We start from the raw sequence: 21,733 nt of genomic DNA on the forward strand, positions 1-21,733 counted from the left end.
CCATGAAATTCTGCTCTGAATGCGCGTCCCCGGTGGTCTTGCAAATTCCTGTTGATGATACCCGCGAGCGTTTTGTTTGCCCGGCTTGTGGCACTATCCATTATCAAAACCCAAAGATGGTCGTAGGTTCTATTCCTGCTTGGGAAGAAGATGGTGTCACCAGGATATTATTATGCAAGCGAGCCATAGAACCGCGTCTGGGCTTCTGGACCCTGCCTGCCGGCTTCATGGAAAATAATGAGACAACGGCACAGGCTGCACAACGTGAGACCGAGGAAGAAGCTGGTGCCAATATCAAATTACATGAGCTGTTTTCTATCTTGAATGTGCCACATGTACATCAGGTGCATTTATTTTATCGCGCCACCTTGCTGGATCTGAATTACGCCGCCGGGGTCGAGAGCCTGGAAGTGGCGCTATTCTCTGAAGAGCAAATTCCCTGGGATGACATCGCCTTCCCTACCATAGGCCATACACTGAAGTTTTTCTTTGAAGATCTGGCGAAAGTAAAAAATGGTGGGCGCTTCCGGACGCATGAGCATGATATTTTCAAGCCCATGCGGGATGGCTGAAATAACATTGGCCAGGCTAATATCAAAAAAAATGGGCAAATTTTAATTTGCCCATTTTTTTCGACATTATTTTCGTCATTACCAACTGGTTTCGCGTTCTGCAGTCGATGAGATTTTGTGTATAGCCAAATCTGCACCTTCAAATTCTTCTTCAGGATCAAGACGTATGCCTACGAGTTTTTTCAAACTGGCGTAGATGATATAGCCACCGATGAAAGCAATCGCAACACCCATGACGGTGCCCAGCAATTGCGACATGAAGCTGACGCCGCCAAGACCACCCAGAGACTTTAAGCCAAAGATACCAGCAGCAATACCACCCCAGGCACCGCATAGCCCATGCAGGGGCCAGACACCGAGTACATCATCGACTTTCCATTTGTTTTGCGTCCAGGTGAACATCCAGACAAAAATGGCGCCAGCCATGCCACCAGTAAACAGTGCGCCCAGCGGATGCATAAGGTCAGAACCGGCACAAACTGCCACCAGACCCGCCAGAGGGCCGTTGTAGACGAAGCCAGGGTCATTCTTGCCGAGGATGAAAGCGACCAGCGTACCGCCCACCATGGCCATGAGAGAATTCATGGCAACCAGGCCATTCATCTTTTCCATGGTTTGTGCACTCATGACATTGAAACCAAACCAGCCCACAGTGAGTATCCACGCACCCAAGGCCAGAAAAGGGATGCTCGATGGTGGGTGGGCGGCAATTGCGCCATTCTTCATATAGCGGCCACGGCGTGCACCCAGTAACAATACTGCAGGCAAGGCCACCCAGCCACCAAAGGCATGCACAACCACAGAACCGGCAAAGTCATGGAATTCTTCAGAGAAAGCTGCTTTTAACCAAGCCTGTATGCCAAAACGCTGGTTCCAGGCTATGCCTTCAAAGAAAGGATATAACACACCGACCAGCAAGGCTGTCGCGATCAGTTGCGGGTGAAATTTTGCCCGCTCGGCAATGCCGCCTGAGATAATGGCGGGAATGGCGGCGGCAAAGGTCAGCAAGAAAAAGAACTTGACCATTTCAAAGCCGTTTTTGGCGACCAGCACTTCGGCACCAGAATAAAACTGCACGCCGTAAGCAATGGTGTAACCGACAAAAAAGTATGCGATGGTCGATACGGCAAAATCAACCAGTATCTTGACAAGGGCATTGACCTGGTTTTTCTTGCGCACAGTACCCAATTCTAAAAACGCAAAACCCGCATGCATTGCTAAAATCATGATTGCGCCAAGCAAGATAAACAAGGCGTCCGCGCTGCTATTTTGTGCATTCATGCAAAATATCTCCCAATTTAAGTGCAAGTTTGAATTAAAGATGCACTGATAAAGCAAAATGCATTCCAATTTGGTGCAAACGATAAGTGATTGATTTAATGCGATTTTTAGAAACTGATTATTTGATGGCCAAGTTTGGCGCACTGAAAAATGGCGTTTTTTTGGTGCAAGCAATATTGGGGGCTGCGTGATCCCCTGGCTGGAAACTGATAGCCCCTTCCCTCATCCCAGCAACGCACTTACTGAAAAAGACGGTGCGGCAGGCTTGCTGGCAGCGGGTGCCGACCTGTCAGCAGGACGCTTGCTATATGCTTATAGAAATGGCATCTTTCCCTGGTTTTCTGATGGGCAACCTATTTTGTGGTGGTCCACCGATCCCCGCATGGTCTTGCAGGTGGAGGATTTCAAACTATCCGCAAGTCTGAAGAAGCGCTTGCGCCAGATCAGCAAAGACCCGCGCTGGGAGGTGCGCTTTGATACTGCCTTTGAAGATGTCATGCGGGCTTGTGCCGCGCCGCGCGGTGAAGAGCATGGCACCTGGATTTCTGACGACATCGTTGCTGGTTATTGTGACTTGCACAAGCTGGGATATGCCCATTCGACCGAGGTATGGCTGGATGGTGAACTGGTCGGTGGTGCCTATGGCGTTTGCATAGGCCGCATGTTTTATGGCGAATCCATGTTTGCCAGAGTCACGGATGCATCAAAAATAGCCTTGGCACACCTGGTATTTTTCTTGCGTGAACATGGGGTGAAAATGTTAGACTGCCAGCAAGAGACGGCACATTTGGCATCTCTGGGCGCAAAAGCGATTAGCAGAGCCGAGTTTTTGCGCTGGGTAGAACATGCCAGTGCCTTGCCAGCGATTAGCAATTGGACCATAGTCAACAAGATCAGCCCGTGACCCAGCTTAACGAACTCCCCTTCGCCAGCATACAGTTTTATGCGACAGCGCCCTACCCTTGCAGTTATCTGGAAGGCTTGCAGGCGCGTTCACAGGTGGCCACGCCTGCGCATCTGATTAATGCGGATGCATATTCAGAGCTGGTGAAGAGTGGCTTTCGCCGTAGCGGCATTTTTATTTACCGGCCGCATTGCGATAACTGCCAGGCCTGTACACCAGTGCGCGTACGCGTCAATGAGTTTGAAACCAACCGCAGCCAGCGCCGCGCCTGGAAAAAACATGGCAATCTGCATGCACGCGTCAGCAGCCTCAGTTATGTGCATGAACACTATGAGCTCTACCAGCGCTATCAGGGTGCGCGCCACTCTGGCGGCGGCATGGACAATGACAGCCGTGACCAATATGCGCAATTTTTGCTGCAAAGCCGGGTAAATACACGCCTGGTTGAATTCAGGGATGACAACAATATCCTGCGCATGGTCAGCATCATTGATGTGCTCACAGATGGCTTGTCGTCCGTGTATACCTTTTATGACCCGGATGATGCGACTGCATCCTACGGCACCTACAATGTCTTGTGGCAGATAGAGCAAACGCGCTTATTGAAGCTGCCCTATGTTTATCTGGGTTACTGGATCGCTGCCAGCCCCAAGATGGCTTACAAAACCAATTTCCGCCCCCTTGATGCCTTGATGCAGGGGCGCTGGCAGACTTTGCGGGAACTGTGAAGCTCTCCTTTCTGTTTGTCTCTCAAATTTTATTTTTAACTTTTCTTTCCCACCTATTTACATGTCTGCAAAACTTCTTTACTCCCTGATCCGCCCTGCCCTGTTTGCCATGGATCCGGAAAATGCCCATCACCTGACCTTACCTGCGCTGCAGCGTGCCAATAAACTTGGCCTGGGTGGCTTGCTGGGCAATAAACCTGCAGAAGATGCGCGCACTGTCATGGGTGTGCGTTTTCCCAATCCCGTGGGTCTTGCTGCTGGCCTGGACAAGGACGGTGCGTATATTGATGGCCTGGCGGCAATCGGTTTTGGTTCCATAGAAATTGGCACAGTCACACCGCGTGCGCAAGCGGGTAATCCCAAGCCACGCATGTTCCGCCTGCCGCAGGCAGATGCGATTATCAACCGCATGGGTTTTAACAATGGTGGTGTCGATGCCTTTGTCAAAAACGTACAGGCTTCGCGTTTTTACCAGGACAAACAAGGCGTGCTTGGCCTCAACATAGGCAAGAATGCCGATACACCGATAGAACGTGCGGCAGAAGATTATCTGCATTGCCTGGCCAAGGTGTATCCCTATGCCAGTTATGTGACAGTGAATATCTCTTCCCCAAACACCAAGAACCTGCGGCAGTTGCAAGGAGCGACTGAGCTGGATGCCTTGCTGTCGCAACTGAAGGAAGCGCAGCAAAAACTGGCGGATGAACATAAACGCTATGTGCCAGTTGCCCTGAAGATCGCTCCAGATATCGATGCAGAGCAAATCAAGACCATAGGTGAAGCCTTGTTACGTCACAAGATAGACGGTGTCATTGCGACCAATACCACCATTACCCGCGATGCGGTGCAAGGCTTGCCACATGCAGAAGAAACGGGTGGCCTGTCTGGCAAACCCGTGTTTGAATTATCCAACCGCGTGATCCGCGCCCTTAAAGCAGAACTGGGTAATGAAATCCCCATCATCGGCGTGGGCGGGATTTTTTCTGGTGCCGACGCCGTGGCTAAAATGCAGGCAGGTGCGGCGCTGGTACAAGTGTATTCTGGCCTGATTTATCAAGGCCCCGCATTGGTCAAAGACTGCGCAGATGCCTTGCGCGGACATAAATAATTTACTCCTATCATCATGAAGAAAATTTTACTTGGCAATAGCCAGCTGAATGTAACCACCATCTGCCTGGGCACCATGACTTTTGGCGAGCAAAACACTGAAGCAGAAGCGCACGAACAGTTAGATTATGCGCTGGAGCGTGGCATCAACTTTATTGATACGGCAGAGATGTACCCGGTCATGCCACGTGCGGCGACACAGGGCAAGACTGAGCAATACATCGGTAGCTGGATCAAAAAATCTGGCAAGCGTAATGAGATCGTGCTGGCGACCAAAGTAGCTGGCCCCTCACGCGGCATGGGCTGGATACGCAATGGTGAAAATGATTTGAATGAAAAGAATATTCGTGCCGCCATTGAGACCAGTTTGCAACGCCTGCAAACAGACTACATCGATCTGTACCAATTGCACTGGCCCAGCCGCAATGCCCCCATCTTTGGGCAAAAACAATTTGATCCAGCAATGGAAAGACCCTGTACAGATATAGCTGAAACAGTGGCAGTATTGAATGCCCTCGTCAAGGAAGGCAAGATACGCGCTTTTGGCGTATCGAATGAAACATCCTGGGGTGTCAGTGAATTTATCAAGCAGGCAGAATTGCAAGGCACGGCGAATATCGCCAGCATACAAAATGCCTACAACCTGGTGAACCGTGCATTTGAACAGGGCCTGGATGAAACCTGCTTCCGTGAAAATGTCGGCTTGCTGGCGTATAGCCCTCTGGCATTCGGGCAATTGACAGCCAAATATACTGACGATGCCAAAGCCCATGGCCGCCTGACAATATTTCCGCCAACGTGGAGCCCGCGCTACATGCGTGCCAGCGTATTTGAAGCCAGCAAACGTTATGCCGCTCTGGCACGTGAACACGGCTTGACGCCAGCACAACTGGCTCTTGCCTGGTGTTATTCGCGCAGCTTTGTCGCCAGCACCATCATAGGCGCAACAAACCTGACACAGTTAAAAGAGAATATTGATGCGCTGGAAGTGCAACTCAGTGATGCCCTCCTGCAGGGCATCAATCGCATTCATGAAGAGCTGAACAACCCCGGGCAGTAATGTTATTGCGATGGTACATCAATAAAATGATGCCTCCGGCAGGAAGTTTTCAACTGGCATAAAATACAAGCGCAATTGCAACAAATGCCTATTGATCCTTTTACCGGAGAACCAAGATGTCCCAATTGCGTATTAATATTTTCAAGTCCTTCGTCTGCTTTTTTGCCATAGCTGCTCTGCTGGTCATTTTTCTGCACAAGCTCTTACCTAATATCTCACCCTCACACACATTTCCTTATATAGCACTGGGTATTTTTGTATTTATCTTTTCTTTGTATCTGACTATCATCATCAGAAGCGGCTTTAATCAACGCAGCATTAATAAGGGAATTATTGACCCAGCCTGGCCATGGCTTTCAGTGAATTCACCCGGTCAGGAATTCATTACCAGTAGCAATAACCCCGTAACACTAGCGCAAGATATAAACAGTGCCACTTCAGCGGCCATTATTGCTTGCAGTGTTGACATAGGTAATTCTTGCCCAGTATCGGGCATGGACAGCTCGAGCTATTAATCATTTCTGTTAGAGCAAGCACATGTGACGCCTGAACAGGGCGTCACATACTTCAGGCGTTTGATTACTTTTGCGGCCTGACTGACAGCGGCACATTACACAGGTCGATATACCCTGCCGGCACCTTATACCAGTCACCGCCACGATTTCTTTGCGCATCGATAATTGATTTGAAAGTTGCAGTATCAGTGCGGATGATTTCCAGTTTGCTGCGTTCAGACTCGGGCACATCGGCAGCTATTTTCATACTCTTAATGGGCGTGCGCTCTTCGGCTTTTTCATAAAATCCCAAGGGCCCTGTACCACGTGGCAAGGTCGTCAGTAATTCCATGCCTTGCACAACACGACCAACTACCGTGATATTTCTATCCAGCTGTCTTGGCGCATGCCCGGTCACCACGTACAAAGATGTGCCGTTGCCGCTGTTCGCATCAGTGCCACGGGCAACGCCTACACTGGCATAACAATGTGCCAGCCAGGCTGTGCCGGTCCTGGGATCACGCCCCGCCGGAAAACTGTTTGCATGACCCGCTTGCGGCGCATAGCCATCAACATCAGGTAATTGCGTAAACGGTAAATTGGCTGGGTATTTGACGGTGAACTCACCTTCAAGCTTGCGTTTGGCAGTTTTAACTTCACGCTTCTCATCCGGGTCTGCCCATTGCGCGACATAGTTCTCTTGTGAACGTACGATAGCCAAACCATCAAAATAACCCTCGTGTACCAGTGCCTTGATATTTTGTGCATGATTGGGGGCAAAATTGGGTGCCAGCTCAATGACGACACGGCCTTTGTCCAGATTCAGGTACAGCGTATTTTCAGGATCAAGCGGCCTCCAGTCAGTGGCCTTGGAATCTTTAAGGATATCGCCAAGATTCAGTTTGGATGCCTGCACTGCCTTGACAGGCGGGTTCTTGGCTTTAGCTGGTGCAGCTTGTACGGTAGCAGACAAACACAGGCCTGCGACCAGGCAAGTTATCAAGGATTTTCCAGCGGGCACAGCAACAAAACGTAAAGACATTATTCGACTCCGGTAAAGTGCACAAAGAAACAGAAGACCATTGCCGCTCAGGCAAGAAGGGGTGACCTTACGCGAATGAATTAATTTTGTCCATATACCCCAAATATATCTAGCTGGCTACTTGGCTTATTATTTGGGCCAAATATGCTATTTCCTGGCTCTTCTCATTGTAATATTGCAAAATTCCGGCGAATCCGGTAAAACCTGATTCAATCTTTTATTTCAAGGAGTCCTTGTTTGAAACCTCAACTTCACGCACCTACCGGTGCATTTGTGGGCGCATCATGGGCCGCATTGTTTATAGGTGCAGCCACTTATTTTGCTGGCGTCTGGAATGCAGAGATGCAATTGAATGAAAAAGGTTATTACTTTACCGTCTTGATGTATGGCTTGTTTGCTGCCGTTTCCCTGCAAAAATCAGTGCGCGACAAACTCGAAGGTATTCCTGTTACCGGCATCTACTTTGGCCTTTGCTGGCTGTCGCTGGGTTTATCCATACTGTTACTGGCTGTAGGTCTGTTCAACGCAGCACTGGGCTGGAGTGAAAAAGGTTTCTTTGCCATGGCATTTTTGCTGAGTCTGTTTGCTGCTGTTGCAGTACAAAAAAATGTGCGCGACATCAAGCTGTTCAAACCTGATTCAGATACCTTGCCCATGCACGATGGCCACGAAAACTGATTTCTGGCTAAAACCATAGAACGAAAAGCTCATCGTGAATAATGATGTTCCCAAAAACGGTGACTTTGCCGCTTATCTGGAAAGCCTGGGCAAACAAAGTACAACAGGTGCGCCACAATATCCTGAGCCAGACTATGGCTTACCCTCCTTTCAAGCCAGTCCAGAATTGACTTTCGAGGAAAAATTACACCTGCAAGAACTTGCTGAACTCCCGCCTGTAGCAGACGATGATTTATTGACGCAAGCCCTGGCAACTGCTGGAGATGGGCTTGAATATGATCTGGATGGAGAGTCTGGTGACGATGCTGACAATGAAAACTTGAATGCGCATGCCAGTCCGCAGGAGAAGCCAGAAGATGAGCGGGATGGCCTGGCATTTCTGGGTGAGCATGCCCTGAACCTGGCACATCAAGCCAGGCCAGAAGAACTGAATGAGTTGCCGCCAATCTCTGAAGAGGATTTGATACAGCAGGCACTGGCTAATCCGGCAGGAGAGGAAGATAATCGACCAGACTAAAACAGTCGCCGCAAAAACAGTCGTCACAAAAAAAGAGCCTGCATTTGAAAAAATGCAGGCTCTTTACATTTTACTGGAATCAGCCGTAAGCCAGCGACAAATGCCCAGCACGGACACTTGCAGTGGATTTCACTTCCACCTGCATGGAGTTTTGCAGGGAAGCGATGGAACCACCAGCACGATACTGGAAGCTGACTTGCAACAGATCACCTTCTTTTACCGCAACTGGCTGGGCCAGTGGCAAGGCCATATAGTGATTCAACCAGTCTATGGTCGATGAAGTTTCCATCAATACCGCCAGGATATTCTTGGTCACAAAACGCAAGGCGCTGACCGTTCCCGATTTTTCTATCGTAAAACTGCCTTCCCATTTGATTTGCAAGTCATTGGGTTGACTGAAGTCAATAATGCTGTACAAGGCTGGCTGCGCCAGCTCTATCGTGTCGGCAGAAAAAACGCCCGCCTGCTGAAACTGGATAATCGGCGCCTGATAGCCAGAAAAATCATAAGCCTGCTGCAAAGGCTGGACTGCCATGACGACGGCTTCTGGTATGAATATTGGCAATGGCCCGCCAAATTTGGCAGCATAACGTTTCTTGAAATTTTCTATTACTTCAACCTGCTTTTCACGCAGCATGGCGACATGGATCATTTCGCAAATGACGATATCAACGGGCTCGGGTGGCAGGTATTCAAAAGCATCGGCGTGAATGACTTCAACTTTTTCACCATCACGGTTCATGGCCAATAAGCGACGTGCCTCATCCACCATGTCAGGATTGAATTCTACGCAATACACCTTGGAGGCAGCTTGCGCCGCAAACCAGGACAACACGCCTGTGCCACCGCCAAGCTCCAGCACTTTTGCGCCTTCAAATACCTGACGTCGTATCGCCGCCTTGAAGTTATCCATGCGGTTTAAATCCATCAACATATTGTGATGGTATTGCAGGGGGATAAACTGTCCGAGGTAGCAGCTCTCTGCCTCACGTTCAATCAACATGCTCACTCCTTCATTTCCTGGTTTCATCATGTGGCTGCCATCTGAAAGTAAAAGGACAGTCATCTCTATCGCCGACCATAAACAAATACTGCATTTGTTTTATTGATGGCTCTGGAAGCTGATTATCCTAGTGTTGTAAGGAAATGAAACGGGGAGTTGAACAGCGAATCTGCATCAATTCTTGCTTATGGCAAAGACAGGGAATGCAAGATAGATGTAATGTCAACTTATGCGAAGAATCGTGTATTTGCAATACCTGTTTTGAAAAAACGAGTGTCAAAAATCTTGGGGACGATCCGGGAGGTCCTGCAGATCCTGCAGATCCGACATCGGCGCGGGATACTTCAGCTTTTTTTAGGACGCTCGCAGCGTGCATCAAGGTAAGCCCTCGGTTGTTGCTCCCAGCCCTCGCCTGGCGAAGTTTGGGAGCAGACTACGTGAGCATTGAGCTTACTGTACCATTTATACCAGGCGGCAGGCTCGGCCTGCACCGCGGTGACGGCCAATAACATGGTCAGCACCACAACTTTTCTGAATATGTTCATGGCCTCACTCCTGGTATCAATACATGTAATTACCCGCTCAGGATACTACACAGCAGTTGATGCGCGATAGCTGGCAAGCTCATCAATCGTGAGTATCACGATATCGTGGGTCACTGCATATTCTATGATTTGCGCGCCTTTGGCCATGCTGCCATCCGGGTTCATCAATTCACATAATACAGCTGCCGGAGACAACCCTGCCATGATAGCCAGATCAACAGAACCTTCGGTATGCCCACGACGGCTGAGTACACCACCGGGCGCAGCCCGTAAAGGGAAGACATGGCCAGGCCGGGCCAAATCCTCAGGTTTAGCATCTGCTGCGATGGCAGTCAGGATAGTCGTGACGCGGTCAGCCGCAGAAACACCGGTAGTCACGCCTTGTTTGGCCTCTATCGACACCGTGAAAGCTGTGCCATAACGGCTTTCATTGTGACTGACCATGGGGGGCAGATCGAGTTGCTGCAACTTGTCGTCAGTCAGGCACAGGCAGACAATACCGCTGCAATCGCGTATCAGCCTGGCCATGGATTCAACGGTGATTTTTTCTGCGGCAACAATGAGATCAGCCTCGTTTTCGCGGTCAAAGTCGTCCATGAGCAACACAGGACGGCCATTGCGCAAGTCTGCCAACGCTCTGGACAGGCGCTGCTCAAAAGGACTAAGGGATAAAATTTCCGGCGGGGAGGAAACAGAGGATGGGACAGTAGTACTAGTATTACTAATAGTATTGAACATAATGAAACGCTCCGGCAAAAGTGAATGTGCAAAAGACGTTTCAGGGAGTAAAAAACGAATAGCCAAACACCAACGCCCACGGCTTTGACCATAGGAGTTTTGTATAAGGCGCATCTTCTCTCATCCGGACTATGACCGTCGGCCCTGGAATCTCACCAGATCTGCTGACCTTGCAAACTGATACAAACTCATTGCAACAGTTTTTACTGCAAGCGCTCGCGGGCTTGTTCACTCGCATTGCCAGGGCAATACTGTGAATTTACCGCCGGTGGGGAATTACACCCCGCCCTGAAGACGTACAACCTGCCGAGATATTCGGCCATTGAATTATACGCAAAAATAAAATGGCTGCTTGAACATGCTTTAATCGACAATTTTCACTGAATACGAAAAACAGATATCAACATGAGGATTATTAAAAATATTGTTCGAATAGCCTCGCATTTCCACAGAGCAACATCTATGCTTGTTTTTAAGTAGCTTCTGGCGTTTCTACTCAAAAACCACATGAATTTTTCAAACCACGCCACGTCAGTAAATAAAAACACATCAAAAGCACAAGCTTTTCTGTATAAATTGTCTCTTGAATAATTTATTTATTTTTTACGAATTAAACTAAAGGCAATATCAGTCCAGCGATTTTGCATATATCAAATACGTATATAAGCAAATGAATACTAAGTAGTTTGGAATAAAGCCTGTATTCATTACGATGCACCTACTTTGCGCGAGGCGACATGACGTTAACCTATATATTTTCAGGATTTGCAGTGGGCACTCTGGTCGGCCTGACCGGTGTAGGTGGCGGCTCGCTGATGACTCCCCTGCTTACCTTGCTGTTTGGTGTTTCACCATCAGTGGCAGTAGGCACCGACCTCGCCTTTGCATCGATTACCAAGGCCGCAGGTACTTTTACCCATAGATTGCGCGGCACGGTTGAATGGCATGTAGTACGCCTGCTGTGCTACGGCGCTTTGCCTGCCGCCGTCGTTGCGACGCTGTTCCTCAAGCACTTTGGTGCACTGGACAAGGAAATAGGCCAGCTCATACGCTACTCCATCGCTGTTTCTGTGCTGCTGACCGTGGTTGCCTTGCTGTTTAAAGGCAAGATGTTGAATTGGCTCAACAAGCACCCTGAAAAACAACTGCAAGGCAAAAAACTGGCTGCAGCCACGATCATCGCAGGTGCAGTGTTAGGTACGCTGGTGACCATTTCTTCTATCGGTGCTGGCGCGATCGGTGCGACTTTGCTGGTCATGCTGTATCCACGCATGTCTGCCGCGCATATCGCCGGCACGGATATCGCCTATGCTGTACCTCTAACGGCCATTGCCGCTTTTGGTCACTGGTGGCTGGGTTCGATAGACTGGGTCTTGCTGGGCAGCCTCTTGATCGGCTCATTGCCTGGTATTACTTTGGGCTCAATGGCAGCACGCGCAGTACCGGAAAAATTTTTACGTGGCCTGTTGGCAACCACCCTGACTTTGGTTGCTGCCAAGCTTGTCCTCTGACTCTGTTTGCAATCGCGTACTTACAGACGCATTTTATGGGTAATTAAAGATGTATCGTTACGACCAGCACGATCACCAAATCATCAAGGAACGTATTGCACAATTCCGTGACCAGGTTAGCCGTCGGCTTTCGAATGAATTGAGCGAAGATGAATTCCGTATTTTGCGTCTGCAAAACGGCCTGTATATGCAGCGTCACGCCTATATGCTGCGGGTAGCAGTGCCTTACGGTATGCTGTCGTCGATTCAGGTACGCAAATTTGCCCATATTGCCCGCAAATATGATCGTGGTTATGGTCACTTTACGACCCGTCAGAATATCCAGTACAACTGGATTAACCTGGAAGATACACCAGACATACTGGAAGAACTGGCATCAGTAGAAATGCATGCCATCCAGACTTCTGGCAACTGCATGCGCAATATCACCTCCGATGAATTTGCCGGTGTTGCTGCGGATGAAGTGATAGACCCACGCGCCTATGCAGAAATCCTGCGTCAATGGACGACCTTTCACCCTGAGTTTGCCTACCTGCCACGCAAATTCAAGATCGCCATCAATGGTGCAAAAGAAGACCGTGCCGCGATTGCAGTACATGATATAGGCCTGACTGTAGTACACAATGAAGCTGGCGAAGTCGGCTTTAAAGTCATGGTAGGCGGTGGTATGGGGCGTACCCCTATTCTGGGCAGCGTGATACGTGATTTCCTGCCATGGAAGCATGTCATGACCTACCTGGAAGCGATACTGCGTATCTATAACCAGTACGGTCGTCGCGACAATATCTACAAAGCCCGTATCAAGATTTTGGTGAAAGCCATAGGTGCTGAAGAATTTGGTCGCCAGGTAGAAGAAGAATGGCAAGACATCAAAGATGGCCCGGCTACTTTGACAGAAGCTGAATTGAAACGTGTAGCGAGCTATTTCACAACGCCAGACTATGAAAACCTGCCTGCGCAAGATGCCGCTTATGAACAGCATTTGCAAGACAATAAATCCTTCGCCAACTGGGTCAAGCGTAATGTCAAGCCACATAAAGTGGCTGGTTATTCTGCTGTGGTGCTGTCGCTGAAAAAACCAGGTGTGCCACCGGGCGACGCCAGTTCTGAACAACTGGACTTTATTGCTGATCTGGCTGACCAATACAGCTTTGGTGAATTGCGTGTCACGCATGAGCAAAACCTGGTGCTGGCAGACGTTAAAGTTGCTGACTTGTTCACCGTCTGGCAAGAAGCCAAGGCCCATGGACTGGCGACACCAAATATCGGCTTGCTGACCGATATGATTTGCTGCCCTGGCGGTGACTTCTGCGCGCTTGCAAATGCCAAGTCCATTCCTATCGCGCTGGATATCACTGACCGCTTCAACGACCTTGATTACCTGCATGATATCGGCGACATAGAACTCAATATGTCTGGCTGTATCAATGCCTGTGGCCATCACCATGTCGGCAATATCGGCATCCTGGGTGTGGACAAAGATGGCAGCGAGTTTTACCAGGTGTCCATCGGTGGCGCACAAGGCAATAATTCGGCAATAGGCAAGATCATAGGCCCGTCTTTCGCTGCAGGACAAATGCCGGAAGTGATAGACCGCATCATCCAGGTGTATGTGCGTGACCGCCTGGAAAATGAGCGCTTCATCGATACGGCACAACGCCTGGGTATCGCGCCATTCAAAGAATTTGTGTATGCAACGCCGATACGTACCAATGAACATCATGGTGAAGACGCCGGTACTGCAGTCAGCTACTGAAATTAAGAAAGTGCATCATGCGAGAAATTATTAAAGACAAAGCCATCGTCAGCGACGACTGGACCGTACTGCGTCTCACCGAAAATGAAACACCGGATGCCATCAGCGTGCCCGCAGGCAAAGTCATCATCCCGCTGAAAGTATGGCTGCTGCAACGCGAAAGCCTGCTGAACCGTACTGACATAGCCGTTTGGTTCAGCAGCGATGAACAGGCTAAAGAATTGAAAGAAGATATCGGCCGCTTTAAGCTGCTGGCAGTGGATTTCCCTAAATTTGCCGATGGCCGTGGTTATTCCATCGCCTATAACCTGCGCTCACGCCTTAACTTCACTGGCGAACTGCGCGCTATTGGTGATGTCTTGCGCGACCAGTTGTTTTACATGCAGCGCGTGGGCTTCAATGCCTTTGCCACACGTGAAGACAAAAACATCCATGACGCGATCAAGGGTCTCACCGATTTTTCTGAAAAATACCAGACTTCCTGGGATGAAAAAAACCCCTTGTTCCGCCGTGCGGAGCGCACCGGAGCGCAGGCATGAGTGATTTTTTGGAGCGCCTTGCCGCAACACAGGCTATATTGGAAAGAATCGCCAGCGACTTTGAGCCAGCCGTGTTTGCATCCAGTCTGGCGGCAGAAGATATGGTGTTGACTGACTTGATTTTACGCAAGAAACTGAATATCACGATTTTCTCACTGGAAACCGGACGCCTGCATGCAGAAACCCTGGGCATGCTGGATAAAGTCAAGGAAACCTATGGCACAGAAATCAAGTTGTTCAAACCTGATGCAGCCGCAGTAGAAAATTATGTCAGCCAGCACGGCAAAAACGCGTTTTACGACAGTGTGGAAATGCGGAAGGAATGCTGCCGCATACGCAAGGTAGAACCGCTGAAACGTGCCCTGGCAGGCAATAAGGCCTGGGTCACAGGCCAGCGCCGTGCGCAGTCTGCAACACGTACTGAACTGGCGATACAGGAAGATGATGCAACACATGGCCTGCAAAAGTTTAATCCTTTGGCAGATTGGTCAGAAGATGATGTCTGGCACTATCTCAGAAGCAACAATGTGCCTTACAATCCTTTGCACGACAAAGGTTATCCATCAATAGGCTGTGAACCCTGCACCCGCGCCATACAGCCAGGTGAAGATGTCAGGGCTGGACGATGGTGGTGGGAAAACCCCGATTCCAAGGAATGTGGCCTGCATGTAGTGGATGGCAAGCTGATCCGAATTAAACAAGCTGTCTGAAGAAGAAAAATCATGAATACTGTCGTGGAAAACCATTTTATTGATGCTGCGAGCAATCGCCACCTGGATTGGCTGGAATCCGAAGCCATCCATATCATGCGCGAAGTCGCGGCTGAATGCAGCAACCCTGCCCTGCTGTTTTCTGGCGGCAAAGACTCCATCGTCTTGCTGCGTCTGGCAGAAAAGGCTTTCCGCCCGGGTAAATTCCCTTTCCCGCTGGTGCATATCGACACTGGTCATAACTTCCCTGAAGTCATCGCATTTCGCGACAAGCGCGTGGCGCAACTGGGTGAACGCCTGATCATTGGTTCGGTAGAAGAATCGATACGCCGTGGCACAGTACGCTTACGCAACCCGGCAACTGATTCACGCAATGCAGCACAAGCCGTGACCTTGCTGGAAACCATTGCCGAACATAAGTTTGATGCCTGCATAGGCGGTGCCCGTCGCGATGAAGAAAAAGCGCGTGCCAAGGAAAGGATATTCTCTTTCCGCGATGAATTTGGTCAATGGAACCCGAAAGCACAACGCCCAGAACTATGGGATTTGTATAACACCCGCGTACACGCCGGTGAAAACATGCGCGTCTTCCCTATTTCCAACTGGACCGAGCTCGACGTATGGCAATACATCGCCCGTGAAAAACTCGAATTGCCACAGATTTATTTTGCCCATGAACGCCAGGTCATACCGCGCAATGGCTTGCTGGTGCCGCTGACGGATTTGACTCCGCCACGTGATGGTGAAACGGTAGAAACGCAAATCGTGCGCTTCCGCACTGTTGGCGATATCTCCTGCACCTGCCCGGTGTCTTCTGACGCTGCAACGGTTGAAGCCATTATCGCTGAGACAGCGATTACCCAGATCACAGAACGTGGTGCCACACGCATGGATGACCAGACATCAGAAGCATCGATGGAAAAACGTAAAAAAGAAGGATATTTCTAATGAACGCCGTAGAACAATTGACTGCCGCCGTTGGTAGAGAACGTGGCCTGTTGCGCTTCATCACGGCGGGTTCAGTGGATGATGGCAAGAGCACTTTGATCGGTCGCCTGCTGTTTGACAGCAAGGGTATTTTTGCTGACCAGCTTGACGCCATCTCTCGCGCCAAACACAAGCGCACCGTTGGCGATACCATAGACTTGTCCCTGCTGACGGATGGCCTGGAAGCAGAACGCGAGCAAGGCATCACCATCGATGTGGCCTATCGCTATTTCGCGACGCCAAAACGCAAGTTCATCATAGCCGATACACCAGGCCATGAACAATACACGCGCAATATGGTGACTGGTGCCTCCACTGCAGATGCAGTGATCATTTTGATCGACGTCTCCAAGGTCAAACTGAATGATGATGGCAGCGTCGATTTGCTGACGCAAACCAAACGCCATTCCACCATTGCCCATCTGCTGCAAATTGAGCACGTGATTGTTGCCGTCAACAAGATGGATCTGGTGGACTATGACCAGAAGGTATATGAGCGCATCATTGGTGCCTACCAGGAGTTTGCTGATCAATTGGGTTTGAAAGACATACGACCTATCCCGCTGTCTGCCCTGGCGGGTGACAACGTGGTCACAGCCAGCGAAAAACTGGCGTGGTATAAGGGCCCAACGCTGATAGAGTTGCTGGAATCATTGAGCGTCTATGATGCCTGCCATGACGAGCCTTTCCGTTTCCCAGTACAACTGGTGGCGCGCCACAATGGTCATGAAGCGAATGACTTCCGTGGTTATATGGGCCGTATTGAAGCTGGCAAGGTCAGCAAGGGCGATAAACTCCTGGTGCAACCTGGTGGCCAGACAGCTACTGTCAAAGACATTCTGACGCTGGATACTTCACTGGACACTGCCGTCGTCGGCCAGTCAGTGACTATCTTGCTGGATGAATATGTGGATATTTCACGCGGCGACATGCTGGTTGGCGCGGACCGCCCGGCCACGCTGCTGAAAACCGTCAAGGCTGATTTGTGCTGGCTGTCAGAAGATGCGCTGGATATACGCCGCAAATACTGGCTTAAGCACACCACCAGGCAAGTCGCTGCCCGAGTCACCGGCATTGATACCCTGCTTGATATCAATACGCAAGAACGCCGCCCTGCAGACAGCCTGAAGCTCAATGATATTGCAACCGTCACGCTGAATGTGGCGCAGGCACTGGCAGTTGATGATTACAATGACTTGCGCTCTACGGGTGCATTCATCCTCATTGATGAAGTCACGCATCAGACAGTGGCGGCCGGCATGATACATCTGGCTTGATTCATGCAACAGACTCAGGGCAAGGTTTATCTGATAGGAGCAGGTCCAGGTGCTGCGGACCTGATTACGGTACGCGGCGCCCGTCTGCTGGCACAGGCAGACGTGGTGCTGTATGACGCACTGGTCACGGCAGAGATGCTGGATCTGTGCCCACAGGCAGTCAAAATCTCGGTAGGCAAGCGCAGCGGACAACGCTCTGCTGCGCAGGAGCACATCAATCAGCAAATGCTGGAATGCGCGGTGCAATATGCCCTCGTCGTTCGCCTCAAGGGCGGTGATCCCATGCTGTTTGGCCGTGCTGATGAAGAATTGACTGCGCTGGAAGCTGCAGGCATAGACTACGAAATCGTACCCGGCATCACCACTGCACTTGCAGCGGCAGCCAGTGTCAGGCAACCGCTGACCAAGCGCGGGGTAGCACGCAGCGTTGCCTTGTTCACTTCCAGCACCGCGCCTGGCGAAAGCGCAGATACCCGCATACCCGAATGTGACACCCTGGTACAGTATATGGGTGGCAAAGAAGCCACACTGACTGCGCAACGCATGCTGGCAGCCAATTTCCCTGGCAATTTGCCTGTGGTCATCATAGAAAACTGCAGTCGTCCCAATGAATGCAGCCAGGCCCTGAGTCTGGACGAATTATCCAAAGGTCTGCCGATTAGCACAGGACCGGTATTAGTGATGATGGGTGAAGCAATGCGGGCTCGTACTGGCAAATCAACTTGAGAACAACGACAACCCACAGACCCCACGGAAGAGGCTAAGGGGGCAAACGCACCCCAAGTCTGCGTGCCATTAATTGCAATATCCCGCCATCCCGCAGTTGCTCATACGGCTCATCGTAACGCAAGCGTAATTGCTCGCAATTGGCATTTTTACAGTAAGCCAGATAACCATCCTGCATATCCATGAAGGGCTCTATCATTTGCAATTCATTGCTGATGCCGATGGTTTTCATGGTCGCTTCGGTATTGCGCATATTACTGGCCAGGTAATCGACGCGCTTTGCCAGCAACATATTGAGGCCATTGGTCAGGGTGTTGGCGACCACAGGTTTGATGGTGGTGCGAAGGTTCTCAAACTGAGGGCCATATACCCAGCCGTTGATTACACCGAGTTTAAGACCAGGCATGCTGGCATAATTGCCATCCCAGTTCAGGTCTGAACCTTTGCGTATATACAAGGCCATGATGTCGCGATAGAACGCACGTTTGGCAAAGCCGTATTTACTTTCTCTTTCTACTGTTTTATACGGACCTATGAGTATCTGCGCCTGCTCATGTTCGACCATCCATTGCGCCCTTGCCCAAGGGTAAATTTCGAATTTGACTTCATCCCCATTTTGCCTGGCAAGCGCACGTATGATGTCGGCACCCAGCCCAGTGAATTCGCCAGTGGGAGTACGTTCAAATACATTGGCGAATTCGGTACCGACAGCCAATACCTGGCCAGCATGGGCTGGCGTGACAGGCAGCGCAACAGCAAGTGCCAGCAAGGCAATTGAAAATACAGTTTTCAATTGGATCATACTTTTTCCTGCATTCGGGGTCAGCACAGAAATAGCATTATTGATGAACTACTGATGAACAATAACCTTGCACTCATTTACCAGGAATAGTGACAGCCTTCATAGCAAATTGAGGCAATAATCACGTATAGCCTGCAAAACCGTTTCATCTTCGCCAACAGCATTTACTATCTTGAACTGCAAACCAGGATGGCTTGCACGTATCGCGTCTGCCAACACAGGTAAGTCCCGCAGAACATGACCGCCCTGCCCTAAAAATACCGGAGCCAGGGTGATATTCTCACATCCGTCTGCAACCAATTGTGCAGCCAGTTCTGGCAGTGATGGCGTCATGAATTCCAGGAATGCCAGAGCCACGGTGACGTTTGGCAAACTCGCTTGCGTCATCGTTTGCAGACGCTGGAAAGGTGCAGCCCAGCGCGGGTCGCGGGCGCCGTGGGCAAACAGGATCAGGGCTGATTTATTTGCCATCAGTTTCTTTCAACATAGCGCAGGCCTAGCGAGGCAATAATAAGGAACAGGATACTCGGCACCACGGCAGTCACCAGCGCAGGCCAGGTATTGAGCAAACCCACATGCGAAAACAAGGCATTGATGAGGTAAAAAGTCATACCTATCATGATGCCGCTGAAAATCTTAAGACTGACGCCACCGCTGCGCACATGCAGGTAAGCAAACGGTAGCGCCAGCGCCATCATGACCAGCGCCGCAAATGGATAAGTGATCTTTTTCCAGAAGGCGATTTCATAGCGCTCACCATCCTGTTTATTGTCTGCCAGATGTTTGGTGAACGCGGCCAGATCGGTTGCCGACATGCGGTCAGGATCAGCAAACAGTACCGACAAGATATCCGGAGTGACTTCTGATACGACGTCACGGCTGGCCAGCTTCTCACTCTTGACAGCGGCAATATCTTCACTGGTCAGAGTTTTGGGGAAAGAAGTTTCTATCACGTCAGAAAGACGCCAGATATTCTTGCCCATGTATTCAGCATCCGTCGCTGTCATTTCACGTGACAGGTGGAAGTTTTTATCAAACTCGAATATCTTGACGCTCTTCAAATGGCGATTCGGCAGGATTTCTTTGACATTCAAAAAACGGGAACCGATGATGTCGCCAGTCAAACCATTTTCCCGCACCAGGTCCTTGGTCCACAAGCCGGTACGGAATTCCTGCTCTAGTGATTCACCGATGGCACTGAGCTTCATTTTCTCGGCAAACTTGCTGGAAACCGGCGAAATGACTTCGCCAAACAAGAAGGTCAACAAAACGAAGATCATGCCAATCTTGAGCAGGATACTACCCGCCATCATGGTGGACATGCTGGAGGCACGCATGATGGTGAATTCAGAATTGGAAGCAAACTGCGCCAGCACATAAATCGTACCGATCAGCACCGCAATAGGCATGAATTCATAGATGCGGCCAGGCCAGCCCAGCAATACATAAATCACTGCGTGCTTGAGCTGATAGCCGCCCCTGTTCACCGAAGACTGTAATTCATTGACCAGGTCAAAGAAGGAAAACAAGGCCAGCAAAGCCAGCATAACGAACAGGACTGAGCGTAATATCTCAACGCCAAAATATCTTTGTAAAATTTTCATGCTGGGCACTTTTCCTTACCGCGCAAACCTGATTTAAAACGTACCCACAACATCAAAGGGTGCCAGCGGCTATTCACTTTCAAACGCCATAAAAACATGCAGAGAGTCAGGACAGCCACGAACAAATGATGTGGCCACCAGGCCATGCCGAAACTGCTACGTTCCTGCACCACCAGCGCCTGCAGGATGTTCGTGATGGACAGGTAGATCACTACCAGCAACAGCGCAACGATCAGATTGGCAGAACGCCCGACGCGGGGATTAACATAGCCCAGCGGGATAGCCAGCAGCAGCAACACCGCGCACATCAAAGGCAAAGATATGCGCCACAACAGCTCGCCGAGTTTGGTACTGTCAAGATTTTCGATCAGGGCTGTCAAGGGCATGGATTTGGCTGATTTGTCTCCGGCGATACTGGCATTCTGGCTGGATATCAGCACGCCATATTTTTCGAACTGCATCATCTGGAAATCAGGCGCCGTTGGCACGCCATCGTAACGGCGCCCTTTGCTCATGACCAGAAATTTGTCACCAGCTTTGTCGATTTCTACCATACCCTCTTTGGCAACGACGATGCTGGAACGGCCATCTTTATAGGTATTGATGAAAATGTTTTGTACTTTACTGAGATCGCCAGCCACTTCTTCGACAAAGAAAATGCGGTCGGATGAGGCAGATTCCTGAAACTTGCCAGGTGCCACCTTGGCAATATCGGAGCGCTTTTCAAACCGCTCGCGGAATTCCACATTTTGTTGATTGGCCCAGGGCGTGACAATAAAACTCAGCAAGCCAGTCAGAATGACCAGCGGACCACCAAAGCGCAAAACCGGCTTTATCCATTGGGTCAGGCTCAGGCCAGAGGCAAACCAGACCACCATTTCAGAATCCTGGTAACTGCGGGTCACCACCAGCAAGACCGAGATAAAGCCGGTCAGCAGCAACAAGATATGCATGTTCATCAATGCAGTAAACCCGATCAGGGCAACCACGTCAGCAGACGCAACCTTGCCTCCTGCTGCTTTTCCAAGGATGTTAATAAGCATCACGGATATCGTGATGGTGAACAGAGTTGTGAAGACTGCGCCGGCGGCACTGTTTAATTCACGTCGAAGCGCGCGCTGAAAAATCATGAGTAGGATTATAATGTCTGTT

At 50.1% G+C, this 21,733-nt stretch carries 24 protein-coding genes and 1 riboswitch; of the genes, 15 read left to right on the plus strand and 9 right to left on the minus strand.

The genetic code is table 11. The features are described from left to right. The first annotated feature begins 2 nt into the window (after nucleotides 1-2). The gene (locus ACO0LL_RS23540) at nucleotides 3-572 is read left to right on the plus strand and encodes an NUDIX hydrolase (RefSeq protein ID WP_422953245.1); all 570 of its coding nucleotides are present in this window, start codon (nucleotides 3-5) and stop codon (nucleotides 570-572) included. A 78-nt stretch (nucleotides 573-650) separates the two neighbouring features. On the opposite strand, the gene ACO0LL_RS23545 is transcribed toward ACO0LL_RS23540, so the two are convergent. After that, nucleotides 651-1,853, minus strand: coding sequence for an ammonium transporter (locus tag ACO0LL_RS23545; protein ID WP_422953246.1), 1,203 nt, complete (start codon nucleotides 1,851-1,853; stop codon nucleotides 651-653). A gap of 187 nt (nucleotides 1,854-2,040) precedes the next feature. On the opposite strand from ACO0LL_RS23545, the gene aat reads away from it, so the two are divergent. From aat to ACO0LL_RS23570, 5 genes are all read left to right on the plus strand, one after another. Then, on the plus strand, nucleotides 2,041-2,757 hold the full coding sequence (aat, locus tag ACO0LL_RS23550) for a leucyl/phenylalanyl-tRNA--protein transferase (RefSeq protein WP_422953247.1): 717 nt from the start codon (nucleotides 2,041-2,043) through the stop codon (nucleotides 2,755-2,757). Then, nucleotides 2,754-3,485 carry an arginyltransferase gene (locus ACO0LL_RS23555; RefSeq protein ID WP_422953248.1) on the plus strand — a complete coding sequence of 244 codons (732 nt, stop codon included), beginning with the start codon at nucleotides 2,754-2,756 and terminating at the stop codon, nucleotides 3,483-3,485. Before aat ends, ACO0LL_RS23555 begins: the two co-directional genes overlap by 4 nt. Nucleotides 3,486-3,546: 61 nt before the next feature. Then, nucleotides 3,547-4,593, plus strand: coding sequence for a quinone-dependent dihydroorotate dehydrogenase (locus ACO0LL_RS23560; protein WP_422953249.1), 1,047 nt, complete (start codon nucleotides 3,547-3,549; stop codon nucleotides 4,591-4,593). A gap of 15 nt (nucleotides 4,594-4,608) precedes the next feature. Continuing rightward, nucleotides 4,609-5,652, plus strand: a complete 1,044-nt coding sequence (locus ACO0LL_RS23565) for an aldo/keto reductase (RefSeq protein WP_422953251.1) — start codon at nucleotides 4,609-4,611, stop codon at nucleotides 5,650-5,652. Nucleotides 5,653-5,768: 116 nt separating this feature from the next. Further along, nucleotides 5,769-6,167: a hypothetical protein gene (locus ACO0LL_RS23570; protein ID WP_422953252.1), complete on the plus strand. Its 399-nt coding sequence runs from the start codon at nucleotides 5,769-5,771 to the stop codon at nucleotides 6,165-6,167. A 64-nt stretch (nucleotides 6,168-6,231) separates the two neighbouring features. Here ACO0LL_RS23570 and ACO0LL_RS23575 read toward each other — a convergent pair whose 3' ends face one another. Continuing rightward, nucleotides 6,232-7,188 carry a peptidylprolyl isomerase gene (locus tag ACO0LL_RS23575; RefSeq protein WP_422953253.1) on the minus strand — a complete coding sequence of 319 codons (957 nt, stop codon included), beginning with the start codon at nucleotides 7,186-7,188 and terminating at the stop codon, nucleotides 6,232-6,234. Nucleotides 7,189-7,425: 237 nt separating this feature from the next. On the opposite strand from ACO0LL_RS23575, the gene yiaA reads away from it, so the two are divergent. Further along, the gene (yiaA, locus tag ACO0LL_RS23580; protein ID WP_422953254.1) at nucleotides 7,426-7,866 is read left to right on the plus strand and encodes an inner membrane protein YiaA; all 441 of its coding nucleotides are present in this window, start codon (nucleotides 7,426-7,428) and stop codon (nucleotides 7,864-7,866) included. Between the two features lie 34 nt (nucleotides 7,867-7,900). Then, a complete protein-coding gene (locus ACO0LL_RS23585) occupies nucleotides 7,901-8,383 on the plus strand; it encodes a hypothetical protein (protein ID WP_422953255.1) in 483 nt (160 codons plus the stop codon). Nucleotides 8,384-8,462: 79 nt separating this feature from the next. On the opposite strand, the gene ACO0LL_RS23590 is transcribed toward ACO0LL_RS23585, so the two are convergent. The 3 genes from ACO0LL_RS23590 to ribB form a co-directional block, all read right to left on the minus strand. Then, entirely contained in the window at nucleotides 8,463-9,386 is a 924-nt protein-coding gene (locus ACO0LL_RS23590; protein ID WP_422953256.1) for a methyltransferase domain-containing protein, read from the minus strand. Between the two features lie 344 nt (nucleotides 9,387-9,730). Then, complete coding sequence (locus ACO0LL_RS23595; RefSeq protein ID WP_422953257.1) at nucleotides 9,731-9,931, minus strand: hypothetical protein; 201 nt, start codon at nucleotides 9,929-9,931, stop codon at nucleotides 9,731-9,733. Between the two features lie 45 nt (nucleotides 9,932-9,976). Beyond that, nucleotides 9,977-10,669 carry a 3,4-dihydroxy-2-butanone-4-phosphate synthase gene (gene ribB / locus ACO0LL_RS23600; RefSeq protein ID WP_422953258.1) on the minus strand — a complete coding sequence of 231 codons (693 nt, stop codon included), beginning with the start codon at nucleotides 10,667-10,669 and terminating at the stop codon, nucleotides 9,977-9,979. 108 nt (nucleotides 10,670-10,777) lie between these two features. After that, nucleotides 10,778-10,969, minus strand: a riboswitch (FMN riboswitch). Between the two features lie 437 nt (nucleotides 10,970-11,406). Here ribB and ACO0LL_RS23605 point away from each other — a divergent pair. The 7 genes from ACO0LL_RS23605 to cobA are packed head-to-tail and all read left to right on the plus strand — an operon-like array spanning nucleotide 11,407 to nucleotide 18,175. Next, nucleotides 11,407-12,180, plus strand: coding sequence for a sulfite exporter TauE/SafE family protein (locus tag ACO0LL_RS23605; RefSeq protein ID WP_422953259.1), 774 nt, complete (start codon nucleotides 11,407-11,409; stop codon nucleotides 12,178-12,180). Nucleotides 12,181-12,229: 49 nt separating this feature from the next. Beyond that, nucleotides 12,230-13,936 carry a nitrite/sulfite reductase gene (locus ACO0LL_RS23610; RefSeq protein WP_422953260.1) on the plus strand — a complete coding sequence of 569 codons (1,707 nt, stop codon included), beginning with the start codon at nucleotides 12,230-12,232 and terminating at the stop codon, nucleotides 13,934-13,936. A gap of 17 nt (nucleotides 13,937-13,953) precedes the next feature. After that, entirely contained in the window at nucleotides 13,954-14,475 is a 522-nt protein-coding gene (locus ACO0LL_RS23615; RefSeq protein WP_422953261.1) for a DUF934 domain-containing protein, read from the plus strand. Continuing rightward, a complete protein-coding gene (locus ACO0LL_RS23620) occupies nucleotides 14,472-15,185 on the plus strand; it encodes a phosphoadenylyl-sulfate reductase (RefSeq protein ID WP_422953262.1) in 714 nt (237 codons plus the stop codon). Before ACO0LL_RS23615 ends, ACO0LL_RS23620 begins: the two co-directional genes overlap by 4 nt. 12 nt (nucleotides 15,186-15,197) lie before the next feature. Continuing rightward, nucleotides 15,198-16,133, plus strand: coding sequence for a sulfate adenylyltransferase subunit CysD (gene cysD / locus ACO0LL_RS23625; protein WP_422953263.1), 936 nt, complete (start codon nucleotides 15,198-15,200; stop codon nucleotides 16,131-16,133). Beyond that, nucleotides 16,133-17,449, plus strand: a complete 1,317-nt coding sequence (locus ACO0LL_RS23630; protein WP_422953264.1) for a sulfate adenylyltransferase subunit 1 — start codon at nucleotides 16,133-16,135, stop codon at nucleotides 17,447-17,449. The genes cysD and ACO0LL_RS23630 overlap by 1 nt, the downstream gene beginning before the upstream one ends. 3 nt (nucleotides 17,450-17,452) lie before the next feature. Next, nucleotides 17,453-18,175, plus strand: coding sequence for a uroporphyrinogen-III C-methyltransferase (gene cobA / locus ACO0LL_RS23635; RefSeq protein ID WP_422953265.1), 723 nt, complete (start codon nucleotides 17,453-17,455; stop codon nucleotides 18,173-18,175). Between the two features lie 34 nt (nucleotides 18,176-18,209). Here the strand turns inward: cobA and ACO0LL_RS23640 are convergent, their stop codons facing one another. From ACO0LL_RS23640 to lptF, 4 genes are all read right to left on the minus strand, one after another. Then, on the minus strand, nucleotides 18,210-18,977 hold the full coding sequence (locus ACO0LL_RS23640) for a substrate-binding periplasmic protein (RefSeq protein WP_422953266.1): 768 nt from the start codon (nucleotides 18,975-18,977) through the stop codon (nucleotides 18,210-18,212). A gap of 99 nt (nucleotides 18,978-19,076) precedes the next feature. Continuing rightward, nucleotides 19,077-19,448 (minus strand): sirohydrochlorin chelatase, encoded by a 372-nt coding sequence (locus ACO0LL_RS23645; protein WP_422953267.1) that lies wholly within the window; start codon nucleotides 19,446-19,448, stop codon nucleotides 19,077-19,079. Next, nucleotides 19,448-20,581: an LPS export ABC transporter permease LptG gene (gene lptG, locus ACO0LL_RS23650; protein WP_162041764.1), complete on the minus strand. Its 1,134-nt coding sequence runs from the start codon at nucleotides 20,579-20,581 to the stop codon at nucleotides 19,448-19,450. Before lptG ends, ACO0LL_RS23645 begins: the two co-directional genes overlap by 1 nt. After that, nucleotides 20,578-21,711 (minus strand): LPS export ABC transporter permease LptF, encoded by a 1,134-nt coding sequence (gene lptF / locus ACO0LL_RS23655; protein ID WP_422953268.1) that lies wholly within the window; start codon nucleotides 21,709-21,711, stop codon nucleotides 20,578-20,580. Before lptF ends, lptG begins: the two co-directional genes overlap by 4 nt. Nucleotides 21,712-21,733: the final 22 nt, after the last annotated feature.

The organism is Undibacterium sp. TC4M20W (genome assembly GCF_049340245.1).
In the GTDB taxonomy this organism is placed as follows: Bacteria; Pseudomonadota; Gammaproteobacteria; order Burkholderiales; family Burkholderiaceae_D; genus Undibacterium.